The organism is Curtobacterium sp. AG1037, assembly GCF_003349855.1.
Lineage (GTDB): Bacteria > Actinomycetota > Actinomycetes > Actinomycetales > Microbacteriaceae > Curtobacterium > Curtobacterium citreum.
The window spans coordinates 70,124-96,769 of sequence record NZ_QQAO01000010.1 but is presented as its reverse complement, the minus strand read 5'-3'; the positions used below and the strand labels follow the sequence as shown (position 1 = coordinate 96,769).

Here is a 26,646-nt window from a genome sequence, read left to right as displayed (position 1 = left end):
CACGGGCGCGGCGGCGTGTCGAGGGGCGTTGCCGTTGCTCAGACGACGCCTTCCTCGCTGACCCGCCACCCGTCCGCGGTCTGGCGGAGGAACAACCCCCACTCGTTCGCCCCGTCGGGCATCCCGGCGACGTTCCGCACGTCGACGGTGAACCGGACGGACGTCTCCCCCGTCCCGTCGTCGGGCTGGGTGGTCGGTTCGCTGAACCGGCCGTGCCCGAGCAGGTGCGGGTCCTGGCCGGTGAGCGTGTCCCACCAGGAGACGCACCAGGTCGTGTCGTCCGGGTCGGACAGTGCTCGCATGGTGGCGCAGTCGCGGTGCTCGGCCGCTCGCCAGAACGTCTCCGCGACGGTGCGGGCGGACGCGGAGCGCGGCGGGACCGCGACGGAGGTGGTCGACCAGGACGGGGCGGTCGCTGCGACGACCCCGACGACGGCGATGGCGGCCGCGCCGAGGAGGGTCCCCCGGCGGATCTGCTGCGGTGTGGGCACGGTCCATGCTGACGGGTCCGGGGCACTGGCCCGGTCGCGACGCGCGGGGGCGGCGCGCGCGTGCGTCGCGGGCGGGCGGGCGATCACGAGCACCGGCGCGGGCGGTCGGGCGGGCCGCACGGGGACGAACGGCGAACCCGATGCCGTCGTCCCCGTGGACGCCCCCGTCGCGCGGACGGGTGCCCGCTCCCCGGTGGTACCCCCACCGGGGAGTCCTCTCGCCCCCGGTCCGGCGCCGCTCGGATCCGGTGTCGGACCGGTCGGCGCCGTCCTCGGCGGGCGTCCGTCAGGCGGAGCGCTGGAGCTCGTCCTGCTCGTCGACGGAGATCTCGACCGTGCGTGACGCGACCGGGCGGCCGAGCGCCCGGTACTCCCAGCCCGCGGCGCGGTACCGATCGGCGTCGAGCGCGTGCCGGCCGTCGACGATCCGCCGGGTTCGCACGAGAGCCCCGAGGCCCTCGGGATCGGCGTCGCGGAACTGCTGCCACTCGGTGAGCAGCACGACGACGTCCGCGTCGACGACGGCGGCGGTCAGCGACGGCGCGTACCGGAGCTCGGGGCGGACCCGGGCGGCGTTCGCCATCGCCTCGGGGTCGTACACCGTGACGATCGCCCCCGCATCGCGGAGCATCCGGGCGACGTCGAGCGCCGGGGCGTCCCGGATGTCGTCCGAGTTCGGCTTGAACGCCGCACCGAGCGCCGCGATCTTCTTGCCGGCCAGGTCGCCGTCGACGAGCTCCGCCACGAGGTCCACGGTGCGTTGCCGGCGACGGAGGTTGATCGCGTCGACCTCGTCGAGGAAGCGCACGGCCTGGCCGACGCCGAGCTCGTCCGCGCGGGCCGAGAACGCCCGGATGTCCTTCGGCAGGCAGCCGCCGCCGAACCCGAGGCCCGGCTTGAGGAACCGGCCGCCGATCCGGGTGTCGTGCGACAGCGCGCTCGCGAGCAGGCTGACGTCGGCGCCGGTCGCCTCGCAGATCTCGGCCATCGCGTTGATGAACGAGATCTTCGTGGCGAGGAACGAGTTCGCCGCGACCTTGACGAGCTCGGACGTCGGCAGGTCTGCGACGACGAGTGGCGTGCCCTCGTCGAGCACCGGGCGGAAGGCGGCGCGGAGCTGCGCCTCGGCCCACGGCGACTCCACGCCGAACACCAGGCGGTCCGGGTGCAGCGTGTCCTGGACGGCGTAGCCCTCGCGGAGGAACTCGGGGTTCCACGCGACCTCGACGTCGGCGCCGGCGGGGGCGACCTCGCGGACGAGGGCGGCGAGCCGGGCGGCGGTGCCGACGGGCACGGTCGACTTGCCGACGACGAGTGCCCGGCGGGTGATGTGGCTCGCGAGCTCGCGGAACGCGCCGTCGACGTAGGTCAGGTCCGCGGCGTTCGAGCCGCGCTGCTGCGGGGTCCCGACGCAGACGAAGTGCACGTCGCCGAACTCGGCGGCCTCCTGCATCGAGGAGGAGAACCGGAGCCGCCCGGACGCGAGCGCCTCGGCGAGCTTCTCGGGCAGACCCGGCTCGTGGAACGGGACCCGGCCAGCGACGAGTGCGTCGACCTTCGCCGGGTCGACGTCGACGCCGAGCACCTCGTAGCCGAGGACGGCCATCGAGACGGCGTGGGTGGCGCCGAGGTAGCCGGTGCCGATGACGGTGAGGCGCGGCTGCTGGGCGACGGGCGGGAGGTCCCGCGTCGGGAACGGGGTCACGGGGACGGACATGGTGGACTCGCTTTCGGGGGCGGGAGCGGGGACGGTTCGGTGGGGCGGACGGCCGCTGGGGACCGCCCGGAGGCGCGACGGAGGGCGCGACGGGGCACGGTGCGTGCCGGGGCGCAGGGCGCTGGGTGGGCGGGTCAGCCCGTGCAGCGCGTGGTGCTCAGCTCGTTCGACCCCACGACGGTGTTGTCGCAGGAGACGGTGTTGCCCTCGACGGGCCGGAGGGCGAACGCCACCCCGGAGCTGTTGCCGAGGTCGACGGTGTTGTCGGTGAAGGTGTTGTCGGTCCCCCAGCCGGCCAGCAGCTCGTGCGTCTGGAACCCGTCGAGGGGCGAGTCGACGCCACGGTTGCCCGTCACGGTCCAACCGTTGCCCTTGACGTCGACCCACGAGTCGGCGTGGTTCTCGCCCTGCATGCCGACGCCGTCGAAGGAGTTGTCGGACAGCGTCCCGCCGGTGGTGCCCTCCTTGATGTCGACGTTCTCGGCGGCGGTGTCGGAGATCGTGTTCCCGGTGACGACGTTGCGGTCGCTCCGGTCCTCCTGGCAGTCCGAGACCTTGCACCAGTTGCTCTTCGAGGACCCGACGTAGATGCCCTCGCCGAACTGCGGCTTCCGGAGTCCGGTCTTCGTGACCGAGCTGCCGCTCACCGTGTTGTCACTGCTGCCGGCGCGCAGGTGGATGCCCTCGTCGCCGATGTCGGTCACGGTGATCCCGTCGACGGTGGTGTGCTGGACGTCGTCGAACATGACGCCCTTCTGCCCGTTCTGCACCGTGAAGCCGGCGAGCCGCCAGTACGACGCCCCGTCGAGGTGCAGGACGTAGCCCTTGTCGGTGCTGCCACCGTCGAGCACGGCGTCGGTCGGGCCGCACAGGGTGATCGGCTGCGCGGCGGTCCCCGCGGCACTGCCGGTGAAGTTGCCCGTGTACGTGCCCGGTGACATCGCGATGACCTGGCCGGCGGTCGCCTTCGACAGCGCCGCCTCGAGCGCCTTCGTGGACGAGACCCTCGTCGTCGCGTCGGCCGAGCAGGACAGTTCCGTCTGCTCGGCGTCCGGCGCCGTGGTCGGGGCAGTCGACGGTGCCGACCGGGAGGGTGCCGGCGTCGGAGCAGTGCTCCGCTCCGACGGGCGGGTCGTGGTGGCGGCACGCGGCGCGTCGGGCGTGCTCGCCGCGACCCAGATCCCGCCGACCACGACCGCGCCGACGACCAGACCGACGGCACCCACGACCAGGTGGGACCGGAACCTCCGCAGGGGTGTCGTCATCGGTCAGCTCGCCGTCTGCGGCGCCGCGCCGCCCGGGTCGGCGGCGTGCGAGCCCCGGGCCGTCGGCGCCGGGGGCAGACCGAGCGAGACCGGGTCGACCGCGCCGCGGGTGAAGCTCGACAACGGCGCGAGCTTGGCGTACGGGTGCTCGCGGCGACCGGCCCGGCGGCGTCGACGGATCCCGCCGATCGCCGCGATGAGCACGACGAGCAGGAGCACCGTCCAGAGCACGGTGAGCGGCTGGAAGATCGCGCGCAGGGTCACCAGGAAGGGCTTGGTCGAGTGCCACTCCACCGTGGTGTTGCCCTGCTGGGCGGCACCGTCGGAGCGGGCCAGGTCGATGGCGCTCGGCCCGGATCCGCGGACGGTGTTGTTCTCGATCTGCGTGCCGTCGGCGGCGCCGACCGTCGTGACGCCGTGCATCCGCGCGTCGGTGACGGTGTTGTTCGTCACGGACGACGTGGTGGCACCGCGCAGGTACACCCCGATGTCGGCGCCGCTGATCGAGTTCTCGGAGACCTCGGTCGCGCTCGGACCGTCGACCACGGCGATGCCGTTCTGCGCCGAGTCCTTCACCACGTTGTTCCGGATGACCACGTCGTCGGCGTCGTGCCGGACGACGATGCCCATCTGGTTGCCGGTGGCGGTCGAACCGCTGATGCGGACGTTCTTCCCGCCGATCACCTCGACGCCGTAGCGGCCGTTGTCGGCGCTCGTGCTGTCGGTGAGGGCGTTGTTGCCGTACGTGGTGGTCGGCATGCCGGCGGAGTTCGGACCGTCGGCGAGGCCGCTGCCGTTCAGGGTGATGCCGTTCCGCCCGTTGTCCGTGGCCTTGACCTGGCTGAACACGATGCCCGTGGACGCGCGGGTCATCTTCACGCCGTCCATGGCGTTGTCGGTGGACTGCACCGACGTGAAGGTCGAGTTCGTCACGTACCGGTGCAGCACCAGGCCGTCGATCAGCGAGTGCTCGACGGTGGCGTTCGACATCGTGACGCCGTCCGCGCTCGTGAGGAACAGCCCGTAGGCGTTGCCGTCGAACGCGACGTGCTGCACGAGCGCCGAGACGTAGCTGTAGGCACCGGCACTGGCCGAGCTCCCGCCGGTGCTCGGCAGCGCCCCGGTCGGCAGGATCGCGTTGCCGAAGACGTCCTGCGTCGTCCGCTTCGTCTTGCCCTGCTGGTCGCCGGACGCCTGGTCGAGCGTGGTGAGGTCGGTGCCGGTCAGCGAGACGCCGCCGGTCGTACCGCTCCAGAACCCGAGGTGCGAGAACGACGCGTACTTCAGCGTCGCGGTGCCGCCCTGGACCCGGACGTACGCCCGTCCGTCGGACGTCTGCGTGTCGACGGCACCGGCCTGCGGGTCCCACGCGTCGATCGCGACGGGGGACTTCGCCGACCCGACGACCTGCAGGCCACCGGCCTGCGTCACGATCGAGACGAAGCCGTCGTGGTTGCTCTTCATGTGGATGCGGAGGCCGTCCGGGCTCGCGAGCCGGAGGGTCGCGCCGTTCTCGACGACGATGTTCTCGCTGAGGAGCCACGAGCCGTCCGGCTGCTTCACAAAGGTGGACGGCGCGAGCTGCGTGAGGTCGTCGATCGTGTACGGGGCGCCACGCGCCACGAGCACGAGCGTGTACGACGACCCGGTCGCGAGCCGGTACGGCTGCGAGACCGCGAGCCCGCTCCAGCGGGCCGCCGATGCAAGTGCCCGCACGTTGTAGATCCGGTCGTCCTCGGCGGAGACGAGCCGCGCCTCCTTGTCCGGGTCGCCCTTGTACGGACGCCCGACCGCCGCGGACCCGGCGGCCGTGGCCGCCGAGCCGGACCCGCCGGTCGCCGAGCCGGACCCGCCGGTCGCCGCCGTGGCGGCGGGCGTGGCGGCCACGCCGGCCAGGACGAGTCCCGCGCCGATCGCCAGCGCGGTCGTGCCGCGCAGGATGGTGGAGCGCACCCCGCTCATGCTGCCACCGCCTGGTCGTCGGAGGAAGCGGAGGCCGCGACCGCACCGGGCTGGACGACGACACCGGGCGTCGGCCGCCGGGTCTCGGCGACGGGCTCCGGCTGGAGCGTGCGGGCCTGCTGCCCGTCGCCGCCGATCTGGTCGGCGTGGCGGGTGAGCCAGCCCTGCTTGTTCATCGTCACGAACGCGTACACCTTGATGGGGAGGGCCACCGCGATCACCACGAGGGCGAGCAACGGGAGCACGAGGAGGTCGAGGGGGTGCCGCTTGAGGTTCGAGGCCCCGCGGACGGCACGGCCGAAGAGCAGCCAGCCGAGGGTGAAGAGGACACCCACCGCGCTCAGCTCGAGGCGGCTGAAGAGCAGGTACCACATCGTGATGCCCATGGTGACGGGAGTCAGGATGATCTGCAGCACGGTGATCTTCGTGACGAAGGGCACCCGCCAGACCCAGCCCTTCGCGATGGCGGTGAGGTAGGTGCGGTAGGAGTTGCGGCTCCAGCGGATGCGCTGCTTGAAGAACGCCTTGCCGCTCGCCGGGAACATGGACAGCGCCTTGGCCGACGACTGGTGCACGGTCTTGAAGCCGGACGCGATGACCAGCCAGGTCAGCCGTCCGTCGTCGCCCGCGATGCAGCGGCGGCCGAGGAAGAACTCGTTCTCGAGGTTGTCGAGCACCGGCATCACGGCAGACCGGCGGTACGCCGCGGTCCGGCCGGACAGGATCGGGACGGCTCCAGCGGCACCCATCGCCGGGACGTAGTTGAAGTAGCGCAGGTTGACGAGCCAGTCGGCGATGATCCGCCAGATGCTCGAGTTGCGCTGGTAGACGTTCTGCTGCGTCCCGACCCCGCCGACCCGCTCGTCGACGAACGGCATCTGCACGGACTCGAGCAGCCCCGGCTCCCACGAGGTGTCGGAGTCGACGAGCACGAGCACGTCGTACCTCGCCCGCCGGATCCCCTCACCGAGCGCGCTGCGCTTGCCGACGTGGTGGAACAGGACGGGCTTCACGGTCGGGTCACCGATCGCGACGATCCGCCGGTAGGCGTCGGTGTCCGCGACGTCGAGCACGATGATGATCTCGTCCGGGTGCTGCTCCCGCCAGCTCTCCAGGCACCGCAGCAGGATGTCGGGGTCCTCGTGGAAGGACGGCACGACGACCGAGGTGGACGTGCGGAACCCGTTCTCGACCGGCTTCGCGCGGGCGGAGAGCACCACGCGGTACAGCCAGAGCGACCAGACGATGATGCCGGCGATGCCGATCGGGAAGTACTTCAGGGCTTCGTGCCCGAAGGCTGCGAGGTCGTCGAGCACGACCTGGGTCGATGTCTGCGACGCGAGGAGGACGAGCGGTTGCATGAGGTTCGGGTCCTTCGTGCGGGTGTTCGGGTCGGGTACGGGTCGGCCGCTGGGTGGGCAGCACGGCGCAGCGCCGCGTGCGGGCAGCACGGGACGCACGGCGATCGGGAGGACGCAGAGCTCGACGAGGCTGGGTCGGCAGCGGTCGTGACCGAGGGAACAGGTGACGACGACCGACCAGGAGGGAACGGGTGACCACTCGCCCCTGAGTGATCTCGTCACGCTGAACGTACTCTCGGGTCCGCGTACCCCACAAGCGCGGGGAATCCGCATTGCGGGATCGCGCAACCCCGTCAGGACGCGGATCGGTGCCGACCGGTCACGTCCGGTGGACACCCAGCTCACACCGGACGGGAGGATCGTGGCGCGTCCGCCTCGTCCCTGCTGAGCCGAGCGCTCGGCTCAGACCGGTCGGTCGTGCCGCGCGTCCGACAGGTCCGCGTCCCCCGCCGCTGCGCGCACCGTCGCCGGAGCGGGGTCGACGGGGCTAGCGTCGGACCGGTGACCGACGACAGACGCCGCGAGGTCGGCAGCAGCGACGCCCCGGTGGAGGACGAGATCCACGAGTCCTTCGACGCGATCGTCGAGGAGGGCGCCGAACGCCTGCAGCGCACGACCCGGGTCGTGCTGACGACCGGCTTCGCTGGTGGACTGGAGATCGGGCTCGGGGTGATGGGGTACCTCGCCGTCCTGCACGAGACCGACAGCCACCTCCTCGCGGGTCTGGCGTTCAGCATCGGGCTCATCGCGCTCTACCTCGCGCACAGCGAGCTCTTCACCGAGAACTTCCTCGTCCCCATCACGGCCCTCATCGCCCGCGAGGGCACGGTCGGTCAGCTGCTCCGGCTGTGGGTCGGCACCCTGCTCGCCAACCTCGCCGGCGGGTGGGTCGTGATGTGGCTCGTCGTGCAGGCGTTCCCGCAGTGGCACGGCGAGCTCGTCGAGGCCGGTCGGCACTACGTCGAGGCGCCCTTCGGCCTGCAGACCGCCGTCCTCGCCGTGCTCGGCGGCAGCACGATCACGCTCGTCACGAGAATGCAGCAGGGCACCGACTCGGACCCGGCGAAGATCGTCGCCGCCGTCGTCGGTGGCTTCCTGCTGTCCGGCCTGCAGCTCTTCCACTCGATCCTCGACTCGCTCCTGGTGTTCGGGGCGATCCAGGCGGGAGCGGAGCTGTCCTACGGGCAGTGGGCCGCGTGGTTCGGCTGGACGCTGCTGTTCAACGTCCTCGGCGGCCTCGTCCTCGTCACGGCGCTGCGGCTCGTGCGGTCCGCCGACCTCCTCCGTTCGCGGCGTCGGGACGCCCCGTCCGACCCGGCGCGGTCCGCGCGCGAGCGCGACGACGGCTGACGTCGGGCGCGACCCGGAACCGGACGGGAGGATCGTGGCGGGTCCGCCACGATCCTCCCGTCCGGTGTGGCGCCGGCCACGCGACCGGCGCAACGGATGTCGGTGCGGCTACGCCACGACGACCTTCGCCGCGACGAGCACGTCGTGCAGGTCGGGGCGGAGCGCCTCCTGCGAGGTGGTGCGCACCCGGACGACGAGCACGATGCCCGGCTTCGCGAACGCCCGCGCCACCGTCGCCGACCACGACCCGTCGGAGTCCTGCGACGCGACGGACAGGAACTGCGCCGTGCCGCCGGTCGCGGTGGGCAGGAGCTGCTCCTCGAGCCGCTCGACCGGCGCACCCGACGCCGTGAACATCCGCTCCGTGGCGGCGCGGTCCCCCGCCGTGGGGTCGAGGTCGGTGACCCGCTGCTGGGTGATGGTCGCGACCGAGCCGGCCGCGTTCGTGTACTCGCGGGACCCGGCGCTCGGGTCCTCGCCGGTCTGCGTCCAGCCGTCGAGCGCGGAGACCTCGAGCGCGAACGCGGGCAGCGCGCTCGCGGACAGCGCGTCGCCGTCCTCGAACCGGAGGTCGCGCGACGCGACGGCGGTCGGCGTGCTCGGGCTCGGCGCCGTGGTGGGCGTCGCGCTGGCGGTCGGCCGGACGGCCGCAGAGCGCTGCCCCGCGGGTGCCGGACCGGCGCACCCGGTGAGTGCGACGGCGACGACGAGCGCGGCGGCCGTCCGGGTGAGTGTGGTCGTGACGGACATGTGGATCCCCCTTGCCGCTGCCGAGCGCCCCGTGCACCGGCAGGTCCGTCCACCACGGTACCGACGGGCGACCGGGTGCGGTCCCGGCCAGGAACGGCCCGGGCGGTCAGGTGGTCAGTGCCCGGCCGCGCAGGCGGTCACTTGATCGCGCCCTTCGCGATGTCGCCGATGAACTGCCGCGCACCGATCAGGAACACCACGAGCAGGGGCAGCACGGAGAGCAGTGCGCCGGCCATCACCATGCTGTAGTTGTTCGCGAACGTCGTGTTCAGCTGTGCCATGGCGACCTGGAGGGTCAGGTGGTTCGGGTCGTTCAGCACGATGAGCGGCCAGAGGTAGTCGTTCCACGAGCCGATGAACGTGAAGATCCCGAGGAAGCCCAGACCCGGCCGGATGAGCGGGATGCAGACGGTCCACCACTGCCGGAAGAACCCGGCGCCGTCGATGACCGCGGCGTCGAGGAGCTCGTCGGGGATGCTCGACAGGATGTACTGCCGGAGCCAGAAGATGCCGAAGGCGTTCGCCGCGGCCGGGACGATGAGCGCCTGCAGGTGCCCCACCCAGCCGAGGTTCGTCATGGTGATGAACTGCGGGATGATCGACAGCTGCATCGGCAGCATGAACGTCACCAGGACGATCGTGAACAGGGTCTTCCGGAACGGGAAGTCGAACTTCGCGAAGGTGAACGCGGCGAGCGAGTCGAAGAACAGCACGAGCACCGTGACGCTGACCGAGACGATCACCGTGTTGAGGAGCGCCCCACCGAAGTCGATCTTCTGGAACACCTCGCCGATGTTCTGGAACAGCCAGGGTCCGGGGACGAACACGGGCGGCGACTTGTAGATGTCGCTCGTGGTGTTGCTCGCCATCACGAACAGCCAGTACAGCGGGAAGACCGAGACCACGGCGCCGATGGTGAGCAGCGTGTAGAGCACGACGCGGGACGCTCCCGGGCCGCGACGGCGGCGGCGGGTGACGGTGGTCCGGGTCGCCGGGGCGGCGGTGTCCGGGCGGGTCAGGACGGTCACGAGCGCGCCTCTTCCTTGCGGCCGGCGGTGAAGCGCCAGCTGATGATCGTGAACACGACGACGATGAGGAACACGCCCCACGCGATGGCGGCGCCGTAGCCGAAGCGGTTGAAGCCGAAGGCCTGCTGGTAGAAGTACAGGACCATCGTCAGGCCGCCCTGCCCCGCACCACCGCTGTTCGTCGAGCCGGCCGTCGTGGTGAGGACCTGCGCCTCGGTGAAGCTCTGCAGGCCCGTGATGGTGCTCACGACGAGCACGAAGATGACGGTCGGGCGCAGGAGCGGCAGCGTGATCGAGAAGAAGCTCCGGAAGGCACCGGCACCGTCGATCTTCGCGGCCTCGTAGACCTCGGCGCCGATCGACTGCATGCCCGCGAGGAAGATGATCGCGTTGTACCCGGTCCACTGGTACGTGATGAGCAGCGACACCGTGACCTGGATCCCGAGCGGGGTCGACAGCCACGGCACGGCGGGCAGCCCGATCCCCTGCAGCAGCGTGTTCGCGAGCCCGAAGTTCTGGCCGAAGATCGACCCGAACAGCACCGCCATCGCGACGACCGAGGTGATGTTCGGCACGAAGTAGGCGATCCGGAACGCCGTGCTGAAGCGGACGGCGTTGTTGAGCATGGCGGCGACGGCGATCGCGATGACGAGCATCGGGAAGGTCGACAGGGCGAAGATGACGAAGGTGTTCCGGATCGACAGGTAGAAGGTCGGGTCGGCGAACAGCTTCTGGAAGTTCTCGAGCCCGACCCACGTCGGGTCCCCCAGCCCGTTCCAGTCCTGGAACGACAGCACGAGCGAGTAGAGCGTCGGGTACAGGCCGAACGCGATGAACAGGACGAAGAACGGCGCGACCGCCAGGTACATCGGCCAGGTGCGGCGGAGGCCCCGCCGGCGGGGCCGGGTCTGCTGGCCCGGCCCCGCGAGCGACGGCGCGACGGTCGTCGTCACTTCGCTGACTCCAGCGCGGCCTTCGCGGCCTTGACGGCGTCGTTCCACGCCTGGTCGGGGTCCTTGCCGCCCTGGACGTTCGTCAGCTCGGTCAGGTACGGCGCGCCGACCTGCGCGTCGTACGGGCTGGTGTACTTCGTCGGCATCGACGCGATCGACTCCTGGAACACCGAGACCGTGTCCTGCCCGCCGAAGAACGTGTCCCCGCTCGTGAGGGCCGACTCGGTGAGCGCCTTCGACGAGGACGGGAAGTTGCCGACCTGGCTGTAGGTCGTCGCCTGGGCGGACGGGGCGACCATGGCCTCGATGACCTTGAGCGCGGTCTTCTTGTCGGCGGTCGACGCCGGGATGGTGAGGAACGAGCCGCCGGCGTTGCCCGGGCCGCCGGGGGTGGCCGTGACCCGCCACTTGCCCGAGGTGTCCGGTGCGGCACTCTTGATGTCACCGGCGTGCCAGGCGGCCCCGATCACGGTCGGGAGCTTGCCCTGGTTCACCGCCGACGCCCAGTCCGGGCTGCCGTCCTCGATGCCCGCGACGACACCGTCCTGCTTCGCGGTGACCGCACGGTCCCACGCTTCCTTCACGGTCGCGTCGTCGCCGGTGAACTTCCCCGACTTGCTCACGAAGCCGCTGTCGGCCTGCGCCATCGACCACGAGAACACGTCGCCCATGGACACCTCGAGCGAGGCGCCCGTCTTGGCCTTGAGCTCCTTGCCGAAGGCGAAGTACTTGTCCCAGGTGCTCGTCGCGTCGGCGACGGCGGCCGGGTCGCTCGGGAGTCCGGCCTTCGCCAGCACGTCCTCGCGGTAGAACAGCGCGGACGGGCCGATGTCGGTCGGGATGCCGATGAGCTTGCCGTCGGCGGTCGTGGCCTCGGCCAGCTTCCACTTCGGGAACTGCGCCAGGTACGACGCGGGGACGAGGTCCTTCAGGTCGGTGAACAGGCTCGACTGCTGCAGGAAGTAGGGCATGTCCTCGCCCTTGACGCCGGTGACCGACGGGATGTTCGTCTTGCCGGTGAAGGTCGTGACGAGCTTCTGCTTGAAGTCGCCGCCGATCACGTTGACCTGGAGCTTGTCGGACGCGAACTCCTTCTTGGCGTTCGACACGACCGAGTCGCCGACGGCGCCGGGCCAGAGCCAGGCGGTGAGCTTGCCGGTCGAGGCCGATGATCCGGCCGTGCAGCCGGTGAGGACGAGGGCGGCCGCGACCGCGGTGGCGAGGACCGCGGCGGTGCGGCGACGCTTCGTGGTGGTGCGCATGGGGTCTCCTGGGGTCGGGGGAAGGGAGCGGGTGCGGTGGTGCGGGTGGGTCAGGGGGTCCGGATCGCCGGTCCGGCGAGGACCGACGGGAGGCTCGTGGTGACGAAGCCGTACCGGTCCGGGTCCGCGGCGGCCGGGTTGGCGGCCAGCCACGGGGCGAGTTCGGCGCGTCGGGGCGCGCCTGCGGCGCCGCCCGGTCGCGAGACGGTGATCGCCGCGACGAGCGCGGCGAGGTCGATGCGCTCGCGGAGCGGCAGCTCGGCGAGCGTCCCGACGGCGAGGGCCGCGCAGAACACGTCACCGGCGCCGGTGCTGTCCACGGCGCGGACCCGGACCGGCGGCACGACGACCTGCTCCCCGGTGGACGAGTCGACCGCGACCACGCCGTCGGCGCCGAGCGTCACGACGGCGAGGGGCACCCGCTCGGCGAGCAGGCGCGCGGCACGGACCGGGTCGTCGGTGCGCGTGTAGGCGAGGGCCTCGTGCGCGTTCGGGGTGAAGGCGTACGCACCGTCGATCGCGTCGAGGAGCGCGGGGTCCCAGGCGCCGGTCGGGTCCCATCCGACGTCCGCGAAGACCCGCAGGCCGCGGTCGGCACTCCCGCGGACCCACTCGGCGGTGGACGCGTCGACGTGCAGGGCCGCGACGCGACCGCCCGTCGGCGGGAGCAGGTCGGGCAGCGCGAGCGGTGCGGGGGTCCCGCCGGTGACGATCGCGCGGTCGCCGTCGTGGTCGATGCACGCGCTGACCGGGAGCGCCCACCCGGCGACCTCCCGGAGGAGCGCCGTGCCGATCCCCTCGCGGACGAGGGCCGCGCGGCAGAGCCCCGACAGGTCGTCGTCGCCGACCGCGGCGCAGACGTCCGTGGACGCGCCGAGCCGGGCTGCGGCGATCGCGAAGTTGGCGATGCCGCCGGGGGTCCAGCCGAAGTGCGGTGTCCAGACCTCCTGCCCGGGCACGGGGGCCTGGGGCAGGTCGGCGAAGACGGCGTCGAAGAACAGCTGGCCCGCGACGAGCACGCCGGCGTCGGTGCTGCGGTGCGTTCGATCGTGCATCGGATCTCCGTCGGCTCTGGTGGTGTTGTGGAAGCTACAACACCGATCGATCAAGAGCAAGCAACTTTTTGTTCGTTCATGCTTGCGTTCTGAGCGAAGTTGATCGGTATGCTGCTCGGCATGAAGGACATCCGGGACATCGCGATCCTCGACCACCTGCGGGCGGCACGGGCGGCGTCGGTGACCGACCTCGCCGAGGCGACGGGGTCGAGCATCGCCACGATCCGCCGCGACCTGCAGCGGCTCGACGAGGCCGGACTGCTCCGTCGGACCCGGGGCGGCGCCGTCCTGGCGGACCCGCACGAGGGCGACGCCCCCTTCCCGGAGGTCGAGACCGTGAACCGTGACGCGAAGGCCAGGATCGCCCGGGCCGCGGCCGAGCTGGTCGAGGACGGGCACACCGTCGTGCTCGACATCGGCACGACCGTGCTCCAGCTCGCGCTCCTGCTGCGCGGGCGGCCGATCACCGTCATCACCGCGAACATGGCGGTGTTCGAGGCCCTCAAGGACGCCCCCGCGACGCACCTCGTGCTCCTGCCGGGCGACTACGACCCCGTGTACCACTGCGTCTCGGGGCACCTGACCACCGACTCGCTCCGCCTGATCCGCGCCGACCACGCCTTCCTCGGCGTCAGCGGGATCTCGGCGAGCGGCGACCTGCGCGACACCACGATCGCGCAGGTCCCCGTCAAGCAGGCGATCGCCGACGCGTGCGACGAGGTCACCGTCCTCGCCGACAGCAGCAAGTTCCCCGGCACCGGGGCGGCACGCATCGACCTGCCCAGCTCGATCGTGCGGGTCGTCACCGACGACGAACCGCCGGTCCCGGTCGCCGCCGCGTTCGCCGCGCACGGCGTGGAGGTCATCGTCACGTGAAGCTCGTCATGATCGGCGGTGGCGGGTTCCGCACACCGCTCGTGTACTCCGCCCTGCTCCGCGACCGCGCCCCCGGGCGGGTCACCGAGGTCGCCCTCGTCGACGTCGACGCGGCCCGCCTCACCACGATGGCCCGGATCCTCGCCGACCAGGCCGACGGCGTCGCGGACGCGCCGACCGTCTCCGTGCACACCGACGTCGAGGAAGCGCTGCCCGGCGCCGACTTCGTCTTCTCGGCGATCCGCGTCGCCGGCATGGAGGGCCGTGCGGCGGACGAGCGCATCGGGCAGTCGCACGGCGTGATCGGCCAGGAGACGGTGGGCTTCGGGGGCATCTCGTACGCCCTCCGCACGCTCCCCACGGTGATGGCGCTCGCCCGGACCATCCAGCGCCTGGCGCCTGATGCCTGGGTGATCAACTTCACGAACCCCGCCGGCGTCGTCACCGAGGCGATGTCCACGGTCCTCGGGCACCGGGTGATCGGCATCTGCGACTCCCCCATCGGGCTCGCCCGTCGAGCACTCGGCACGATCGGCGTGCAGCACGGGCCCGACGTCGAACTCGAGTACGCGGGCCTGAACCACCTCGGCTGGCTCACCGCGATCCGCGTCGACGGCGTCGACCGGCTGCCCGAGGTCCTCGCCGACGCCGGGCGGATCGAGTCCTTCGAGGAGGGCAAGCTCTTCGGTGCCGAGTGGATCCAGGCCCTCGGCGCGCTGCCGAACGAGTACCTGCACTACTACGCCTACCGCCGCGACGTCCTGCAGGCCGACCAGTACGCCCCGCACACCCGGGCGCGGTACCTCGTCGAGCAGCAGGACCGGTTCTGGGCCGCCGCGGCGTCGTGCGACCACCCGTTCCACGCCTGGCAGGACAGCCGGAACGAGCGCGAGGCCACCTACATGGCGACGAACCGCGACTCCGCCGGGATGGGCGACCGCGACCTCGAGGACATGACCTCGGGCGGCTACGAGGACGTCGCACTCGCGCTCATGCGCGGCATCGCGTACGACCAGCGCGCCCGGCTCATCCTGAACGTCCGGAACGGCGGCGCCCTCGCCGGACTCGACGACGACGCCGTCGTCGAGGTCCCCTGCACGGTCGACGCGACCGGTGCCCACCCGGTCCCCGGCGCCCGCGTGCCCGACTTCGGGCTCGGCACCGTGACCGCCGTGAAGTACGTCGAACGGCAGACCATCGAGGCGGCACTGCACGGCTCCCGCGCCGCCGCCCTCCGCGCCCTCGCGCACCACCCGCTCGTCGACTCGGTGCGCGTCGCGCGCGCCCTGCTCGAGGACGCGCGGTCCACGTTCCCGCACCTGTCCTACCTGACCTGACCCGCTCCTCCCGGCCGTCCCCAGCCCACCGCCCGGTCCGCCCCTCCCAGGAAGCCCGCCATGCACCAGAACCAGCAGCTCGTCGAGGCGCGCATCGAGCGCGTCCTGAACGAGCGGATCGTCCCCGCCGTCCACCAGGCCCGCACGCCCGTGACCCTCGCCGCATGGCAGGTGCCGGACGAACCCGTCCCGGCGGCCGAGGCGCTCGCCGCCGAGTACCGACCGTTCGCGGTCGGCGAGTCCTGGGGGCGGGCGTGGTCGACGTGGTGGTTCGAGGTGACCGGGGCCGTCCCGGCGGAGTGGGCCGGACGCACCGTCGAGCTGCTCGTCGACCCGGGCTTCCAGGGCGACTGGCCCGGCAACCAGGCCGAGGGGCTCCTGCACACGCCGGACGGCACCCCGGTGAAGGGCATCCACCCGCGGAACCACCACCTGCGCATCGCGGACCAGGCCGTCGGCGGCGAGCAGGTGCACCTGTACCTGGAGATGGCGGCGAACCCGGACATCCTGGTGAACGAGTTCGTCCCGACGGAGTTCGGCTCGAAGCGGACCGCGCCCGAGACCCCGATCTACACCTTCCGCACCGCCGAGCTCGCCGTGTTCGAGCCCGAGGTCTGGGCACTGCGCTTCGACGTCGAGGTGCTGTTCCAGATGGTGAAGGAGCTCCCGGAAGCCGACCCGCGCCGCCACGAGGTGCTCCGCGACCTGGAGCGCGCGATGGACGTCCTGGCGCTCGACGACATCGTCGGCACGGCGGCGGCCGCCCGGGCCGAGCTCGCCGGGGCCCTGGCCAGCCCCGCGAACCCGTCCGCGCACCGCCTGAGCGGCATCGGCCACGCGCACATCGACACCGCCTGGCTCTGGCCGATCCGCGAGACCAAGCGGAAGACCGGCCGGACGTTCTCGAACGTGCTCGCGCTGGCCGAGCAGTACCCCGACTTCAAGTTCGCGGCCTCGAGTGCCCAGCAGTACGCCTGGGTCAAGGAGCGCTACCCCACGGTGTTCGCGGGCATCAGGGCGGCGATCGCCCGCGGCCAGTGGATCGTCGTCGGCTCGCAGTGGATCGAGCCGGACGGCAACCTGCCCGGCGGCGAGGCCATGGTGCGCCAGGTCACGCAGGGGCTGCGCTTCTTCGCCGACGAGCTCGACGTCGAGACGCACGGCATCTGGCTACCGGACTCCTTCGGGTACACCGCGGCCTTCCCGCAGATCGCGAAGCTCGCCGGGCTGGAGTGGTTCCTCACGCAGAAGCTGTCCTGGAACCAGACGAACACGTTCCCGCACCACACCTTCTGGTGGGAGGGCATCGACGGCTCCCGGATCTTCACGCACTTCCCGCCGATCGACACCTACAACGCGACGCTCGAGGGCGAGGAGCTCCACCACGCCGTCCGCCAGTTCCGCGAGAAGGGCGCCGCGACGACGTCCCTCGTGCCGTTCGGCTACGGCGACGGCGGCGGCGGCCCGATCCGCGAGATGATGGAGCGCCAGCGCCGCGTCGAGTCGCTCGAGGGATCGCCCCGGGTGGAGGTCGAGCACCCGGACGACTTCTTCGCCCGGGCCCGCGAGGAGTACCCGGACGCCCCCGTCTGGGTCGGCGAGCTCTACCTCGAGCTGCACCGCGGCACGTTCACCTCGCACGCCCGCGAGAAGCGCGGCAACCGCCGGGCCGAGCACCTGCTGCGCGAGGCCGAGCTCTGGTCGACCGCCGCCGCACTGCAGGGGGCGCCGTACCCGTACGAGTGCCTGGACGAGCTCTGGCAGGCCACGCTCCTGCAGCAGTTCCACGACATCCTGCCCGGCTCGTCGATCCGCTGGGTGCACGAGGAGAACGAGGAGAGCTACCGGCGCAACCACGCCGAGATCGAGCAGCTCACCGCGCGGGCCCTCGCCCACCTCGGCGCCGCCGGGGTCGTCGCGAACGCCGCGGACCACGACCGCCGCGAGCTCGTCCTCGACGCGGCCGGCACCCCCGTCGGCGTGGTCGAGGCCCGAGCGCACGCGCTCTCCCCGCTGACCGTCGTCACGCCGGAGCACGCGGTCACGGCGACACACGGCGCGGACGGCACCGTCCTCGACAACGGCCTGGTCCGCGTGCACGTCGACGGCGACGGACTCGTCGACTCGATCGTCGACCTCGCCCACGACCGGGAGCTCGTGCCCGCCGACCGCTCGGCGAACCTGCTGCACCTGCACGAGGACCTGCCGAACGCGTGGGACGCGTGGGACGTCGACGCGCACTACCGGCGCTCCGTCGTGGAGCTGCGCGCCGCCGAGTCCGTCGAGCTCACCACCGACGGCGACCTGCGCGCCGTCGTCCGGGTGCGCCGGGTGTTCGGGTCCTCTGAACTCGTGCAGACGATCGCCGTGCACGCCGACGACGTCCGGGTCCACCTCGGGGTCGACCTGGAGTGGCGGGAGCGCGAGAAGCTCCTCAAGGCGTCGCTGCCCTTCGTCGTGCACGCGCAGCACCACAGCGCCGAGATCCAGTTCGGGCACCTGCGCCGACCGACCCACACCAACACCTCGTGGGACGACGCCCGCTTCGAGGTGGTGGCCCACCGCTGGGTGCACGTCGAGGAGCCCGGCTACGGCATCGGCGTCACGAACGCCGGCACGTACGGCCACGACGTCACCCGGCGCGTCGGCGTACACGGCGAGGTCGAGACCGAGGTCCGTCTCAGCCTGGTGCGCGGGGCGCAGTCCCCCGACCCCGAGCAGGACCTCGGGCACCACACGTTCGCCTACACGGTGCACCCGGGCGCGGACGTCGCGGCGGTCGTCGCGAGCGGGTACGACGAGAACCTGCCGCTGCGGGTGGTCCCCGCGGCGGGCGACACCGCTGCCGACGGCACGGGCGCGTCCGTGGCGGCACCGGTCGTGTCGTCGTCGCCCGGGGTCCGCGTCGAGTCGGTGAAGCTCGCAGACGACCGCTCCGGCGACGTCGTGGTCCGGCTGTACGAGGCGCTCGGCGCCCGCTCCGACACGGAGCTCGACCTGCGGGTCGACGCGGTGTCCGTCGAGCAGGTGGACCTGCGCGAGCGTCCGCTCGCGGACCCCGCGCTGACCGCGCGGCGCTTCGCGTGGTCGGGTGGGACGGTCGCGCTCGGGCTGCGGCCGTTCCAGGTGATGACCCTGCGCATCCGACCGCGCGGCGCCTGAGGCTGGAGGAGCCGCGGCGGCGGGAGCCGCGGCGGGGCTGCGTCGACGGACTGGAGGCACGGTGCGGGTGGGCCGATCGGCTCACCGGCACCGTGCCTCCGATCGCGTGCCGTGCCACCATCGGAGCATGCCTGACCACGGACGACCCCTGGCACGACTCGGCTTCCTGACCATCGGGTCCTTCGACCCCGCGGCACCGGGAGCGGGACACGAGGACACCCTCCGCACGATCGAGCGCGCCGAGGCGCTCGGCTTCGACAGCGCCTGGCTCCGCCACCGCCACCTGCAGCACGGCATCTCGTCTCCGGTCGCGGTCATGGCGGCCGCGTCGCAGCGGACCTCCCGCATCGCACTCGGCACCGCGGTCACGCCGATCGGTGCGGAGAACCCGTTCCGCCTGGCCGAGGACCTGGCCACGGTCGACGTGCTGCTCGGCGGGCGGCTGCAGCCGGGCTTCTCGTCCGGGACGCCGATGCACTACGACCTGTACCGCGAGGCGATCCACCCCGACACCGCCGAGCACGAGGACCTCGGCGAAGGACGGCTGCTGCGCTTCCGCGACCTCGTCCGGGGCGACCCGGTCACCGGGCCCGTCGGACGCCGGGGCATCGAGGAGTTCGCCTCCACGGTCCAACCGCACAGCCCGGGCCTGGTCGACCGGCTCTGGTACGGCACCGGGAGCACGCGCTCGGCGGTCTGGGCCGCGCGGAACGGGTTCCACCTGCTCACGTCGAGCGTCACCCGGAGCGAGGTCGGCACGGACTTCGCCGCGAACCAGCGCGCCCAGGTCGAGGCCTACCTCGACGCACATCCCGCGCCCGAGCAGGCGCGGGTCTCGCAGGGACTCGTCGTCGTGCCGACGGACACCGCGACGCCCGAGCAGGTCGCGCGGTACCGGGCCTACGCCGCGTCCCGCGCGGACCGGGTCGGCGTCCCGCAGGGGCCGGCGGGCATGCTGTTCGCCGCCGACCTGGTCGGGACGTCCACCGAGATCGCGGACCGTCTGCGCGCGGACGCCGGGTACCAGGTCGCGACGGAGGTCGCCTTCGCCCTGCCGTTCTCGTTCGCACCGGACGACTACACGCAGATCGTGACGGACATCGCGGAGCGCCTGGGCCCCGAGCTCGGCTGGTCCCCCACGCCCCGCGTCTGACACCCCGAGGTCCGGCCTGCCCGCGCCGACCGGTGGGTCACCGTCGGCGTTCGACGGTCACCGGACGTGTCACGGCACCGGGTTCCCACGCGACCCCGCCGGTCGGCGCAATGGCCCACAGAGCGGGCCGATCTCGACCACGTCGGTACCGGAGGCGCGGTGGTCACCCGCACCGCGCCTCCCGTCTCCTGCCGGACGCGGCATCACAACCCGACCGACGGAGCAATCCGACTACGTCTCAGGCGGGTCCGCCGTCGACGGGTGGAGCCGCCGCACCTCGGCGTGCATCTGCTCCCACGTGGTCTCACCGGCAGCCCACCGGTCCTGCAGCTCGTGCACCGCATCGGACGCACGACCTCCTTCGAGAGCGGTGGACACCCGTGCTTCATCGACGATCTGTCGCCGCCGGTCGTGCTCATCGGGGCTCAGCCGCGTAGACCGTCGCGGTCGGAGCACGGGGAAGCCGTACTTCGCTTCGAGCTGCGCCGCCGCTTCTTCGTACGTCAGCGAGCCGTCGAGGATGCCACGCGCCCGCCCCAGCGCCTCGGCGTCGGGGAAGTGCCCGGCGAGCTGCTGACCCTTCTCGATCATCGCCATGGCCTGCTCGAGTGCGTCACGGCTCAGCGGCCGTCGATCGTCGTTCATCGCACCCCTCCAGAAGATGCAGCGAGCGTCGCTCGTGCGGCCGCCGCCGAGCGCCGACGGTGCGGCACCGCGACCGTCGTCACTGGTTGTTTCCAGTTCGTCGTGGTGCGGTGAGCGGGTGATGTTCTTCGCCGACGAACCGGACCCGCTCGATGCTGCACCCATGGACGAGCCTCCTCGGGATCCACGGCACGGGCCATCGGAGGATGAGCTGCCGGGTGTGCTCGGGTACGGGCTGCGGTGGGGATCGAGTGCGAACGCGATGGTCGTCGTCGAAGCGGCTCGTGTCTTCTCCGACGGGGTCATGTTCCAGGTCGGTCGGCAACTCCGCCGCGGTGATCTGAGCGTGCGAGCGTTCCAGCAGCTGGTTCACGAGGACCACTTCTACGCCTCGGACGAGGACCGCCGAGCGCGACTCCGGTACGGAGCGGTCCTTGCTGACGGGCAGCACGTCACCGACGGCTACCCGTTCGGCCGCGACAGTGAAGGCACCGGAGCCGTGTTGATGCGGCACGGTGGCGGGGGCGGTGGGGGCGCGTCGTCGTACCGGTACACCGACGAACTCTGGCTGCACCCCCTTCCACCGACAGGACCGCTCGAGCTCGTCGTGCAGTGGCCATCGCTCGGCCTCCCCGAACAGCGCGTCGCCCTCCCCGCGGCAGACATGCTCCAAGCGGCTGAACAGGTCACCGCGCTCTGGCCAGATTGAGGTCATCACTCGCGACTGGACCCTGCACATCTCGGTAGCCGATCGATGACGGAGACGTCAGCGACGGCTTCGGTGGGTCCCGTTCAACTCGTTGCGGACGGAGTGGAGGGTGACGTAGGCCGTGTCCAGGCGCGGTCCGGCACTCAGGAAGAGCAGCAGCACGTAGCTGGCGAAGGCGACGGCCATCGCGGCGAAGAATCCGTGAACGGCGCCGGTCTGCGGGTCGGACATGAAGTTCATCCCGAGGAACAGCGTGAGCGCAGCCGCAGCAGAGAACAGCGACGCCACGAGCAAGTGGGCTGCTGACTCGTCCAAGGCGTCTCGATCGAACCGCTCAGTGTCCCGGGATTGCCCATGGCGTCTCAGTAGCCGATGACGATCGCTGTGGGCCGCATCGTCGGTGCCGACCATCTACCGGTACCGACCACGAAGCCCCCGACTGCTCACTCCGGCCGGGGGCTTCGTCCTGCTGGATGCGGTTGCTGCGGATCGCGGACGCTTTGCTCAGTGGACTGTGATCGGGGCCGCGAGCAATGCGTCGATCTGGGTGCTGGTCGGTGCTGTTGCTGGTCCGTGTTGTGTCACTGCGAGGGCGGCGGCGGCGTTGGCGCGTCGAACCGCAGCAGTCAATGGATCCCCGCGAGTCAGGGCTGCGATGAGCACGCCGCCGTGAGCGTCACCTGCACCGTTCGAGTCCACCGCATCGACGGTGAAGCCTGGAACCAGGACTGGGCTGTGCCCGGGCTCGGCGACCCAGCAACCTGCTGCACCGTCTCGGGCCAGCGCGACGCCGCGTGCACGCCCGGCGATCGCGGCGACTGCCCCGGATAGCTCGGCCTTGGTCGGCGCCATCAGCCGTGCCTCGCGCGCGTTGGCGCTGACAACGTCGGCTCTCGTCATCACGGGGTCCAGCACCGTGTGCGACAGCGTGTCGACCAGCGGGGAGGGATCAAGAACGACGCGCACGTCGTCGGGGACGGTGCTCAGCCAGTCGGCGATGGCTGGACCGTTGGTGGTGTGAGCGAGCCCGTAGCCGGATACGAACACCGTGTCTTCAGAGCGGAGCTCGACCCGGTCGAGGTCCGCTCGGGTGAGGCGACCCTCTGCTCCGACGCTCGTGACGAACGTGCGCTCGGTCGATGCGTCCACCAGTGCGACGCAGTAGCCGCTGTCGACGTCCTCGAGCCCGGGCTGGACGACGTCGACGCCGGACTCCTCGAGAGCTGCGCGGACGACGTCGCCGAACGGTCCCGTGCCGTACTGGCCCGCGAAGACCACCGACAGACCGTCGCGGGCGGCGGCGACCATGGTGTTGAGGCCACCGCCGGCGGTGATCGACGACGCCGAGGCGATGACGTCCCCTCCCGGTTCCGGGACGGCGTCGACGCGCAGGACGATGTCGACTATGACGTTGCCGACGGAGACGAGCCGCCCCATCAGGACCGGGCCTCCGTCGGAGCGACGACCTGACCGCGTGCTCCGCCGGTGAGCAGGTACGCTGCCGCCGCGACGACGAAGGTGACGACCCAGCCGAGGCCGTTCGCGCCGATCCAGCTGTCTGACAGCGCACCGACGTAGATCGGGTGCGCGCTGCCGACCTGGATCGAGGTGAAGAGGAAGCCGACGACGATCGCGACGACCCAGGCGCCGAGGGCTCCCCACGCGACGCCGCCGCGGTACCAGTAGCGGCCGCCGGGGCGCAGGTCGAGGAGTGCCGTCGGGTCGTACCAGCGGCGGCGGAGCATGTCGGCGGTGAACACGCCGAGCCAGGCGGTGATCGGGACGGCGAGCACGGAGATGAACGTGATGAACGGCGCGTAGAAGCCGTCCGCGACGAGCATGAAGTACATCGCTCCGAGCGTTGTGACGACCACGTCGACTCCGACGGCCCAGACCCGGGGCACCTTGACGCCGAGTGTGAGCGTCGTGAGGCTCGCCGAGTAGACGGAGAGGTGGTTCGACAGCAGCAGCCCGCCGAACGCAGCGATGAGGTACGGAATCGCCATCCAGCTCGGCAGCAGATCACGGATTGCTGCAACCGGGTCACCGGCCTGCGCTAGGGTCGGATCGCCTGCGGAGACGAGGGCGCCGAGGCCGACCAGAACGACCAGTGGAATCCCGGCTCCGGCCGCGCTCGCGCTGATGAGTGCGCCGGCCTTCACCGACGTGCGGGTGTAGCGGGCGATGTCCGCGCCTGCGGTTGCCCATCCGATGCCGGTGCCCGCGGCGATGGTGCCGACACCGATCACCAGCGCGGCGACGGGGCCCGCGGGCTGGGAGCCGACGACGTCCCAGTTGACGCGGACGATCAGGAAGACAGCGACGAAGACGTTGAGGGCGCCGAACACCCAGGTCGCCCACTTCTGCACGGCGACGATGAACGCGTGCCCGAGGCCGGAGACGAGCACGGTCGCGGCGACGAACACGAGGATTGCGACGATGGTCAGCACCGGGTTCGCTTTGGCGTCTCCGTTGGTACCGAACAGGATCGTGAAGAGCGACAGGAGCACGAAGGCCGCTGTGGTGGTGTTCACGGTCTCCCACCCGAGGCGGGACAGCAGCGACACGGCGGTCGGTCCGATGTTGCCGCGGACACCGAACACCGCCCTGCTCAGGGTCAGCCCGGGCGCGCCACCTCGGCGGCCGGCGATCGAGATGACGCCAACGACCGCGAAGGAGCCGGCGGCGCCGATCACCGCGACGAGCAGCGCCTGCCAGATGTTGAGGCGCTGGAACGCTACGAGGGTCGCGCCGAGGGGTAGGCCGAGGATCGAGATGTTCGCCGCGAACCAAACCCAGAAGAGGGCGCCTGGTGCGCCGTTGCGTTCATCGTGGGGGACGGGTTCGATGCCGCGTTGCTCGATCGTGGTCAGGGTGCCACTGGAGAGCGTGGTGGTGTCTTGGGCCATGGGGTCCTCTTACATCATTGGAAGGGTGCTGCACGAAAGGGATGATCGGACGGCGGCGGCCACGGAGAACCGCCACCCTCCGGTCAGGTCAGGCCGATTGACGGAGCGCGAGAAGCCCGTCGACCAGCGGATCGAGTCTCAGGTGATTGACGGTGGTGACGGCGTCCACCGCATCGGAAGGCCAGGCGTCAGGTCCGTGTACCGCTCCGAGGACGGCACCCGCCATCGCAGCGATCGTGTCGGTGTCGCCGCCGATCGATGCCGCCGTGCACAGCGTCTCCCAGGGGTCTTCGTCGAGCGATACGAGGGCGAGCGCTGCGACGACGGATTCCTGGCTGGCGACACTCGTGCCGATGAGTTGTGAGACGGCTTCGATGCGATCGGCCGGCGGCACGGTCGGTAGATACTCGATTGCCCACGTCGTCCGGGCCGCGATGTCGGCACCAGCGATCCAGTGGCCGCGATGGGTGCCGATCGTTGCGGCAGCGATCGCGGCGTCGAGCGCTTCGGCTCGGGTGGCGCCGTCGATTCCGGCGCTCACACCGGCGGCGATCGCGCTTGCGCCCGCTATACCGAGCCCAGTGTCGTGGGTCACACGTGAGGCGTTCTGCACGGCGTCGACCAAGCGGACGAGGTCGACTGACGGCACGGCGATCCCGACCGGGGTGATGCGCATCGCGGCGCCGTTGGTGGTGCCGGTCGATCCGGCTTCGGACGCCGGGACACCGTCGAGGATCCTCTGCACGGCAGTTTTGGTACTCGGCCCCAGTAGATCGAGCGAGCCTTTTGCCTCCATCGCACGTTCCCACGCGATGAGTGCTTCGGCGAAGCGGGTCGGGTGGAGTCGCCCTCTGCCTTCGAGGAGCAACTCGGCGACGAGCACAGCCTGTTCGGTGTCGTCGGTGATCGTGCCCGCGGGCATGCCGGCAGCGATTCGCTGGTGCGGTCCGGCGTCGACGAAGCCGGTGATCCTCCCGTGGTCAGCGCGGATCTGCGCGAGTGACATGGATTGGGTCGGCATGCCGAGGGCGTCGCCGATCGCGAGGCCGGTCATCGCGGCAAGAGCAGCGGTCTGGTGAGTCACGGAGTCCTGTCGGGTCGAGAGTGTGGTCACGGCGCTGTTCCGAAACGCATGTGCAGTCGGAAGCGATCTGGGTCGAGCAGACTGTCGACGCGCTCGACGAACACGCCTTCGGCGGTGCGCGAGACGCGGCGGCTTCGAAGAAAGGGTGTGCCGTCGGCGCGCTCGAGCAGGCGGGCATCGTTCGTGTCGAGCGGCACGACGTCGATCCACTGCTCGGCGCTGGAAGGGATGAGGCCGGCTTCGGCGATGGTGGCGGTGAGCGAGTCGTCGACGAGGCCTTCGATGATCGCGGACGCAAGACGTCCCACGTGCGGCAGGATGCTCCGCTCGAGCGATACGGGCCGCTCGCCGGTGACGGCACGGATGCGGTCCACCGCGACGAACACGGGAGTGGCCGCGTCGAGCTCAGCTTGCAGGTCCGGACTGTCCAGGCGCGCGATCCGCAGGATACGAGTCGTTACCTCGGTGCCCGAGGCAGCGATCGAGCGGGCCCATCCGCCGCGTGGATCGAGCGTCGCCCCGTCGAATGTCACGACCGACCCGACGCCCCCGTGAGTCGAGATGTACTCATCGTCAGCCAGGTCTGCGAGAGCGGCGCGAACGGTGCCGCGGCTCACTTCATAGCGAGCAGCGAGGTCGTGCTCACCCGGCAGACGTTCACCGGCGCGGTACCGTCCCGTGGCGATCGCGTCACGGAGGGCGTCAGCGACCAAGCGTCGCTTCGATGAGACAGGCATGGCCGAAAGAGTACATGTACAAGACCTGTTCAACAACCACTACGATTTGATGCTCGCGGACGATGGCGGTCGCAACTCGTCAACACACCACCCGCCAGGTGTTGCGGACGATCGGAGAGGCGGCGGGTGAGGTCGGCGTTGGCCGTCGCGCGGGAGTTTGGTAGCCCTCGCGTCGTGCTCGTCGGTTGCGAGACAGGGCCGAAGCGGCTCCGAGTGCGAAGTGGGTAGCGTCGGCGGCGGCTACAGGAGCGCCGGTACCGGTGTCCGACAGCCGGTCCTTCAGCGGGCACCGCCTGCCCGCCTCTTCTCGCCACGACGGCTCCTGTCTCAGATGGCTGGTCCGGCGATGGTCTCACCGAGGGCTCGGTATGTGGACGTCGGAGCCGCTTCCTCCTGGCGCGGTCATGGGTCGTCGTCGTTCGATCGGCTCGCTCGAGGAGGACGGGCGCGGCACGGCGGTGTGTGCGCCGCCGGAGCTGTCGCCGGTGCTTGCGTACTTCCAGTCACCCGATCGTCTGGTCCGACGAGGTGTCGCTCGGGCGCCACGCCTGGCCGTTGACGCAGTTCCGGTGGAAGCAGGTCACCGCGAGACCGAGCTGGTCACGAGCGCCACGTCGAGTCCCGCCGCGGAGAGCCGGCTGACGGAGCCCCGGCTTTCCACTCAGGCGCGACCTCTCCGCAACCAGTCCGCGAACGTCACGACACCCACCAGCATCACCACGACGCAGACGACGAGGGACGCACCAGCGAAGCCGCCGCCGCCGCCGAGCACCAGGCACGCGTCGCCGAGGACGCACGCCGTGATCGACCGGATCAGGAGTACGGGGCTCTCCAAGCGGA

Annotated in this window: 23 protein-coding genes; 6 read left to right on the top strand and 17 right to left on the bottom strand. The window is 71.2% G+C overall.

Translation table 11 applies throughout. The annotated features are described in order from the left end of the window. Positions 1-38: 38 nt before the first annotated feature. The 5 genes from DEU32_RS13925 to DEU32_RS13905 all read right to left on the bottom strand — a co-directional run bounded on the left by DEU32_RS13925 (position 39) and on the right by DEU32_RS13905 (position 6,796). The gene (locus DEU32_RS13925) at positions 39-491 is read right to left on the bottom strand and encodes a hypothetical protein (RefSeq protein ID WP_147281480.1); all 453 of its coding nucleotides are present in this window, start codon (positions 489-491) and stop codon (positions 39-41) included. 286 nt (positions 492-777) lie between these two features. After that, the gene (locus DEU32_RS13920; protein ID WP_114851076.1) at positions 778-2,208 is read right to left on the bottom strand and encodes a UDP-glucose/GDP-mannose dehydrogenase family protein; all 1,431 of its coding nucleotides are present in this window, start codon (positions 2,206-2,208) and stop codon (positions 778-780) included. A 134-nt stretch (positions 2,209-2,342) separates the two neighbouring features. Then, positions 2,343-3,473: a nitrous oxide reductase family maturation protein NosD gene (locus DEU32_RS13915; protein ID WP_114851075.1), complete on the bottom strand. Its 1,131-nt coding sequence runs from the start codon at positions 3,471-3,473 to the stop codon at positions 2,343-2,345. Between the two features lie 3 nt (positions 3,474-3,476). Then, positions 3,477-5,426 carry a right-handed parallel beta-helix repeat-containing protein gene (locus tag DEU32_RS13910; RefSeq protein WP_147281479.1) on the bottom strand — a complete coding sequence of 650 codons (1,950 nt, stop codon included), beginning with the start codon at positions 5,424-5,426 and terminating at the stop codon, positions 3,477-3,479. 5 nt (positions 5,427-5,431) lie between these two features. Further along, a complete protein-coding gene (locus tag DEU32_RS13905; protein ID WP_114851073.1) occupies positions 5,432-6,796 on the bottom strand; it encodes a glycosyltransferase in 1,365 nt (454 codons plus the stop codon). A 501-nt stretch (positions 6,797-7,297) separates the two neighbouring features. Between DEU32_RS13905 and DEU32_RS13900 the strand changes: the two genes are divergently transcribed. After that, complete coding sequence (locus tag DEU32_RS13900) at positions 7,298-8,146, top strand: formate/nitrite transporter family protein (protein ID WP_114851072.1); 849 nt, start codon at positions 7,298-7,300, stop codon at positions 8,144-8,146. Between the two features lie 108 nt (positions 8,147-8,254). Here the strand turns inward: DEU32_RS13900 and DEU32_RS13895 are convergent, their stop codons facing one another. From DEU32_RS13895 to DEU32_RS13875, 5 genes are all read right to left on the bottom strand, one after another. Beyond that, the gene (locus tag DEU32_RS13895; protein WP_114851071.1) at positions 8,255-8,896 is read right to left on the bottom strand and encodes a hypothetical protein; all 642 of its coding nucleotides are present in this window, start codon (positions 8,894-8,896) and stop codon (positions 8,255-8,257) included. A 137-nt stretch (positions 8,897-9,033) separates the two neighbouring features. Beyond that, positions 9,034-9,924 carry a carbohydrate ABC transporter permease gene (locus DEU32_RS13890; protein WP_229666707.1) on the bottom strand — a complete coding sequence of 297 codons (891 nt, stop codon included), beginning with the start codon at positions 9,922-9,924 and terminating at the stop codon, positions 9,034-9,036. Then, positions 9,921-10,877 carry a carbohydrate ABC transporter permease gene (locus DEU32_RS13885; RefSeq protein WP_229666709.1) on the bottom strand — a complete coding sequence of 319 codons (957 nt, stop codon included), beginning with the start codon at positions 10,875-10,877 and terminating at the stop codon, positions 9,921-9,923. Before DEU32_RS13885 ends, DEU32_RS13890 begins: the two co-directional genes overlap by 4 nt. Next, positions 10,874-12,139, bottom strand: a complete 1,266-nt coding sequence (locus tag DEU32_RS13880) for an ABC transporter substrate-binding protein (protein WP_114851070.1) — start codon at positions 12,137-12,139, stop codon at positions 10,874-10,876. The genes DEU32_RS13885 and DEU32_RS13880 overlap by 4 nt, the downstream gene beginning before the upstream one ends. A gap of 50 nt (positions 12,140-12,189) precedes the next feature. Next, positions 12,190-13,194, bottom strand: a complete 1,005-nt coding sequence (locus DEU32_RS13875; RefSeq protein ID WP_114851069.1) for a carbohydrate kinase family protein — start codon at positions 13,192-13,194, stop codon at positions 12,190-12,192. Positions 13,195-13,314: 120 nt separating this feature from the next. Between DEU32_RS13875 and DEU32_RS13870 the strand changes: the two genes are divergently transcribed. The 4 genes from DEU32_RS13870 (at position 13,315) to DEU32_RS13855 (ending at position 19,722) form a co-directional block, all read left to right on the top strand. Further along, the gene (locus DEU32_RS13870; protein WP_058741775.1) at positions 13,315-14,070 is read left to right on the top strand and encodes a DeoR/GlpR family DNA-binding transcription regulator; all 756 of its coding nucleotides are present in this window, start codon (positions 13,315-13,317) and stop codon (positions 14,068-14,070) included. After that, a complete protein-coding gene (locus tag DEU32_RS13865; RefSeq protein WP_114851068.1) occupies positions 14,067-15,407 on the top strand; it encodes a 6-phospho-beta-glucosidase in 1,341 nt (446 codons plus the stop codon). Before DEU32_RS13870 ends, DEU32_RS13865 begins: the two co-directional genes overlap by 4 nt. Positions 15,408-15,467: 60 nt before the next feature. After that, positions 15,468-18,569 (top strand): glycoside hydrolase family 38 C-terminal domain-containing protein, encoded by a 3,102-nt coding sequence (locus DEU32_RS13860; protein ID WP_114851067.1) that lies wholly within the window; start codon positions 15,468-15,470, stop codon positions 18,567-18,569. A gap of 127 nt (positions 18,570-18,696) precedes the next feature. After that, on the top strand, positions 18,697-19,722 hold the full coding sequence (locus DEU32_RS13855) for an LLM class flavin-dependent oxidoreductase (RefSeq protein ID WP_114851066.1): 1,026 nt from the start codon (positions 18,697-18,699) through the stop codon (positions 19,720-19,722). A gap of 231 nt (positions 19,723-19,953) precedes the next feature. Here DEU32_RS13855 and DEU32_RS17265 read toward each other — a convergent pair whose 3' ends face one another. Beyond that, entirely contained in the window at positions 19,954-20,532 is a 579-nt protein-coding gene (locus DEU32_RS17265; protein WP_181819302.1) for an antitoxin VbhA family protein, read from the bottom strand. Between DEU32_RS17265 and DEU32_RS13845 the strand changes: the two genes are divergently transcribed. Continuing rightward, positions 20,531-21,076 carry a hypothetical protein gene (locus DEU32_RS13845; protein WP_181819301.1) on the top strand — a complete coding sequence of 182 codons (546 nt, stop codon included), beginning with the start codon at positions 20,531-20,533 and terminating at the stop codon, positions 21,074-21,076. The two genes, DEU32_RS17265 and DEU32_RS13845, sit on opposite strands and share 2 nt — an antisense overlap. Before the next feature lie 57 nt (positions 21,077-21,133). On the opposite strand, the gene DEU32_RS13840 is transcribed toward DEU32_RS13845, so the two are convergent. From DEU32_RS13840 to DEU32_RS17260, 6 genes are all read right to left on the bottom strand, one after another. Beyond that, a complete protein-coding gene (locus DEU32_RS13840; RefSeq protein WP_147281478.1) occupies positions 21,134-21,487 on the bottom strand; it encodes a hypothetical protein in 354 nt (117 codons plus the stop codon). A gap of 93 nt (positions 21,488-21,580) precedes the next feature. Then, a complete protein-coding gene (locus DEU32_RS13835) occupies positions 21,581-22,513 on the bottom strand; it encodes a PfkB family carbohydrate kinase (RefSeq protein WP_114851063.1) in 933 nt (310 codons plus the stop codon). Beyond that, positions 22,513-23,985: a cytosine permease gene (locus DEU32_RS13830; RefSeq protein ID WP_114851062.1), complete on the bottom strand. Its 1,473-nt coding sequence runs from the start codon at positions 23,983-23,985 to the stop codon at positions 22,513-22,515. Before DEU32_RS13830 ends, DEU32_RS13835 begins: the two co-directional genes overlap by 1 nt. Positions 23,986-24,073: 88 nt before the next feature. Then, positions 24,074-25,099 (bottom strand): ADP-ribosylglycohydrolase family protein, encoded by a 1,026-nt coding sequence (locus DEU32_RS13825; protein ID WP_254631530.1) that lies wholly within the window; start codon positions 25,097-25,099, stop codon positions 24,074-24,076. Next, positions 25,096-25,782: a GntR family transcriptional regulator gene (locus DEU32_RS13820; protein ID WP_254631529.1), complete on the bottom strand. Its 687-nt coding sequence runs from the start codon at positions 25,780-25,782 to the stop codon at positions 25,096-25,098. The genes DEU32_RS13825 and DEU32_RS13820 overlap by 4 nt, the downstream gene beginning before the upstream one ends. Before the next feature lie 685 nt (positions 25,783-26,467). Beyond that, the gene (locus tag DEU32_RS17260; RefSeq protein WP_181819300.1) at positions 26,468-26,641 is read right to left on the bottom strand and encodes a hypothetical protein; all 174 of its coding nucleotides are present in this window, start codon (positions 26,639-26,641) and stop codon (positions 26,468-26,470) included. Between the last annotated feature and the right edge of the window lie 5 nt (positions 26,642-26,646).

What these genes read in the sequence shown, in the direction of transcription:
- DEU32_RS13860 (WP_114851067.1), top strand. Translation starts at nt 15,468, where the DNA reads ATGCACCAGAACCAGCAGCTCGTCGAGGCGCGCATCGAGCGCGTCCTG.
- DEU32_RS13875 (WP_114851069.1), bottom strand. Translation starts at nt 13,194, where the DNA reads ATGCACGATCGAACGCACCGCAGCACCGACGCCGGCGTGCTCGTCGCG.
- DEU32_RS13905 (WP_114851073.1), bottom strand. Translation starts at nt 6,796, where the DNA reads ATGCAACCGCTCGTCCTCCTCGCGTCGCAGACATCGACCCAGGTCGTG.
- DEU32_RS17265 (WP_181819302.1), bottom strand. Translation starts at nt 20,532, where the DNA reads ATGGGTGCAGCATCGAGCGGGTCCGGTTCGTCGGCGAAGAACATCACC.
- DEU32_RS13845 (WP_181819301.1), top strand. Translation starts at nt 20,531, where the DNA reads ATGGACGAGCCTCCTCGGGATCCACGGCACGGGCCATCGGAGGATGAG.
- DEU32_RS13895 (WP_114851071.1), bottom strand. Translation starts at nt 8,896, where the DNA reads ATGTCCGTCACGACCACACTCACCCGGACGGCCGCCGCGCTCGTCGTC.
- DEU32_RS13840 (WP_147281478.1), bottom strand. Translation starts at nt 21,487, where the DNA reads ATGGTCGGCACCGACGATGCGGCCCACAGCGATCGTCATCGGCTACTG.
- DEU32_RS13855 (WP_114851066.1), top strand. Translation starts at nt 18,697, where the DNA reads ATGCCTGACCACGGACGACCCCTGGCACGACTCGGCTTCCTGACCATC.
- DEU32_RS13915 (WP_114851075.1), bottom strand. Translation starts at nt 3,473, where the DNA reads ATGACGACACCCCTGCGGAGGTTCCGGTCCCACCTGGTCGTGGGTGCC.
- DEU32_RS13830 (WP_114851062.1), bottom strand. Translation starts at nt 23,985, where the DNA reads ATGGCCCAAGACACCACCACGCTCTCCAGTGGCACCCTGACCACGATC.
- DEU32_RS13870 (WP_058741775.1), top strand. Translation starts at nt 13,315, where the DNA reads ATGAAGGACATCCGGGACATCGCGATCCTCGACCACCTGCGGGCGGCA.
- DEU32_RS13835 (WP_114851063.1), bottom strand. Translation starts at nt 22,513, where the DNA reads ATGGGGCGGCTCGTCTCCGTCGGCAACGTCATAGTCGACATCGTCCTG.
- DEU32_RS13880 (WP_114851070.1), bottom strand. Translation starts at nt 12,139, where the DNA reads ATGCGCACCACCACGAAGCGTCGCCGCACCGCCGCGGTCCTCGCCACC.
- DEU32_RS13920 (WP_114851076.1), bottom strand. Translation starts at nt 2,208, where the DNA reads ATGTCCGTCCCCGTGACCCCGTTCCCGACGCGGGACCTCCCGCCCGTC.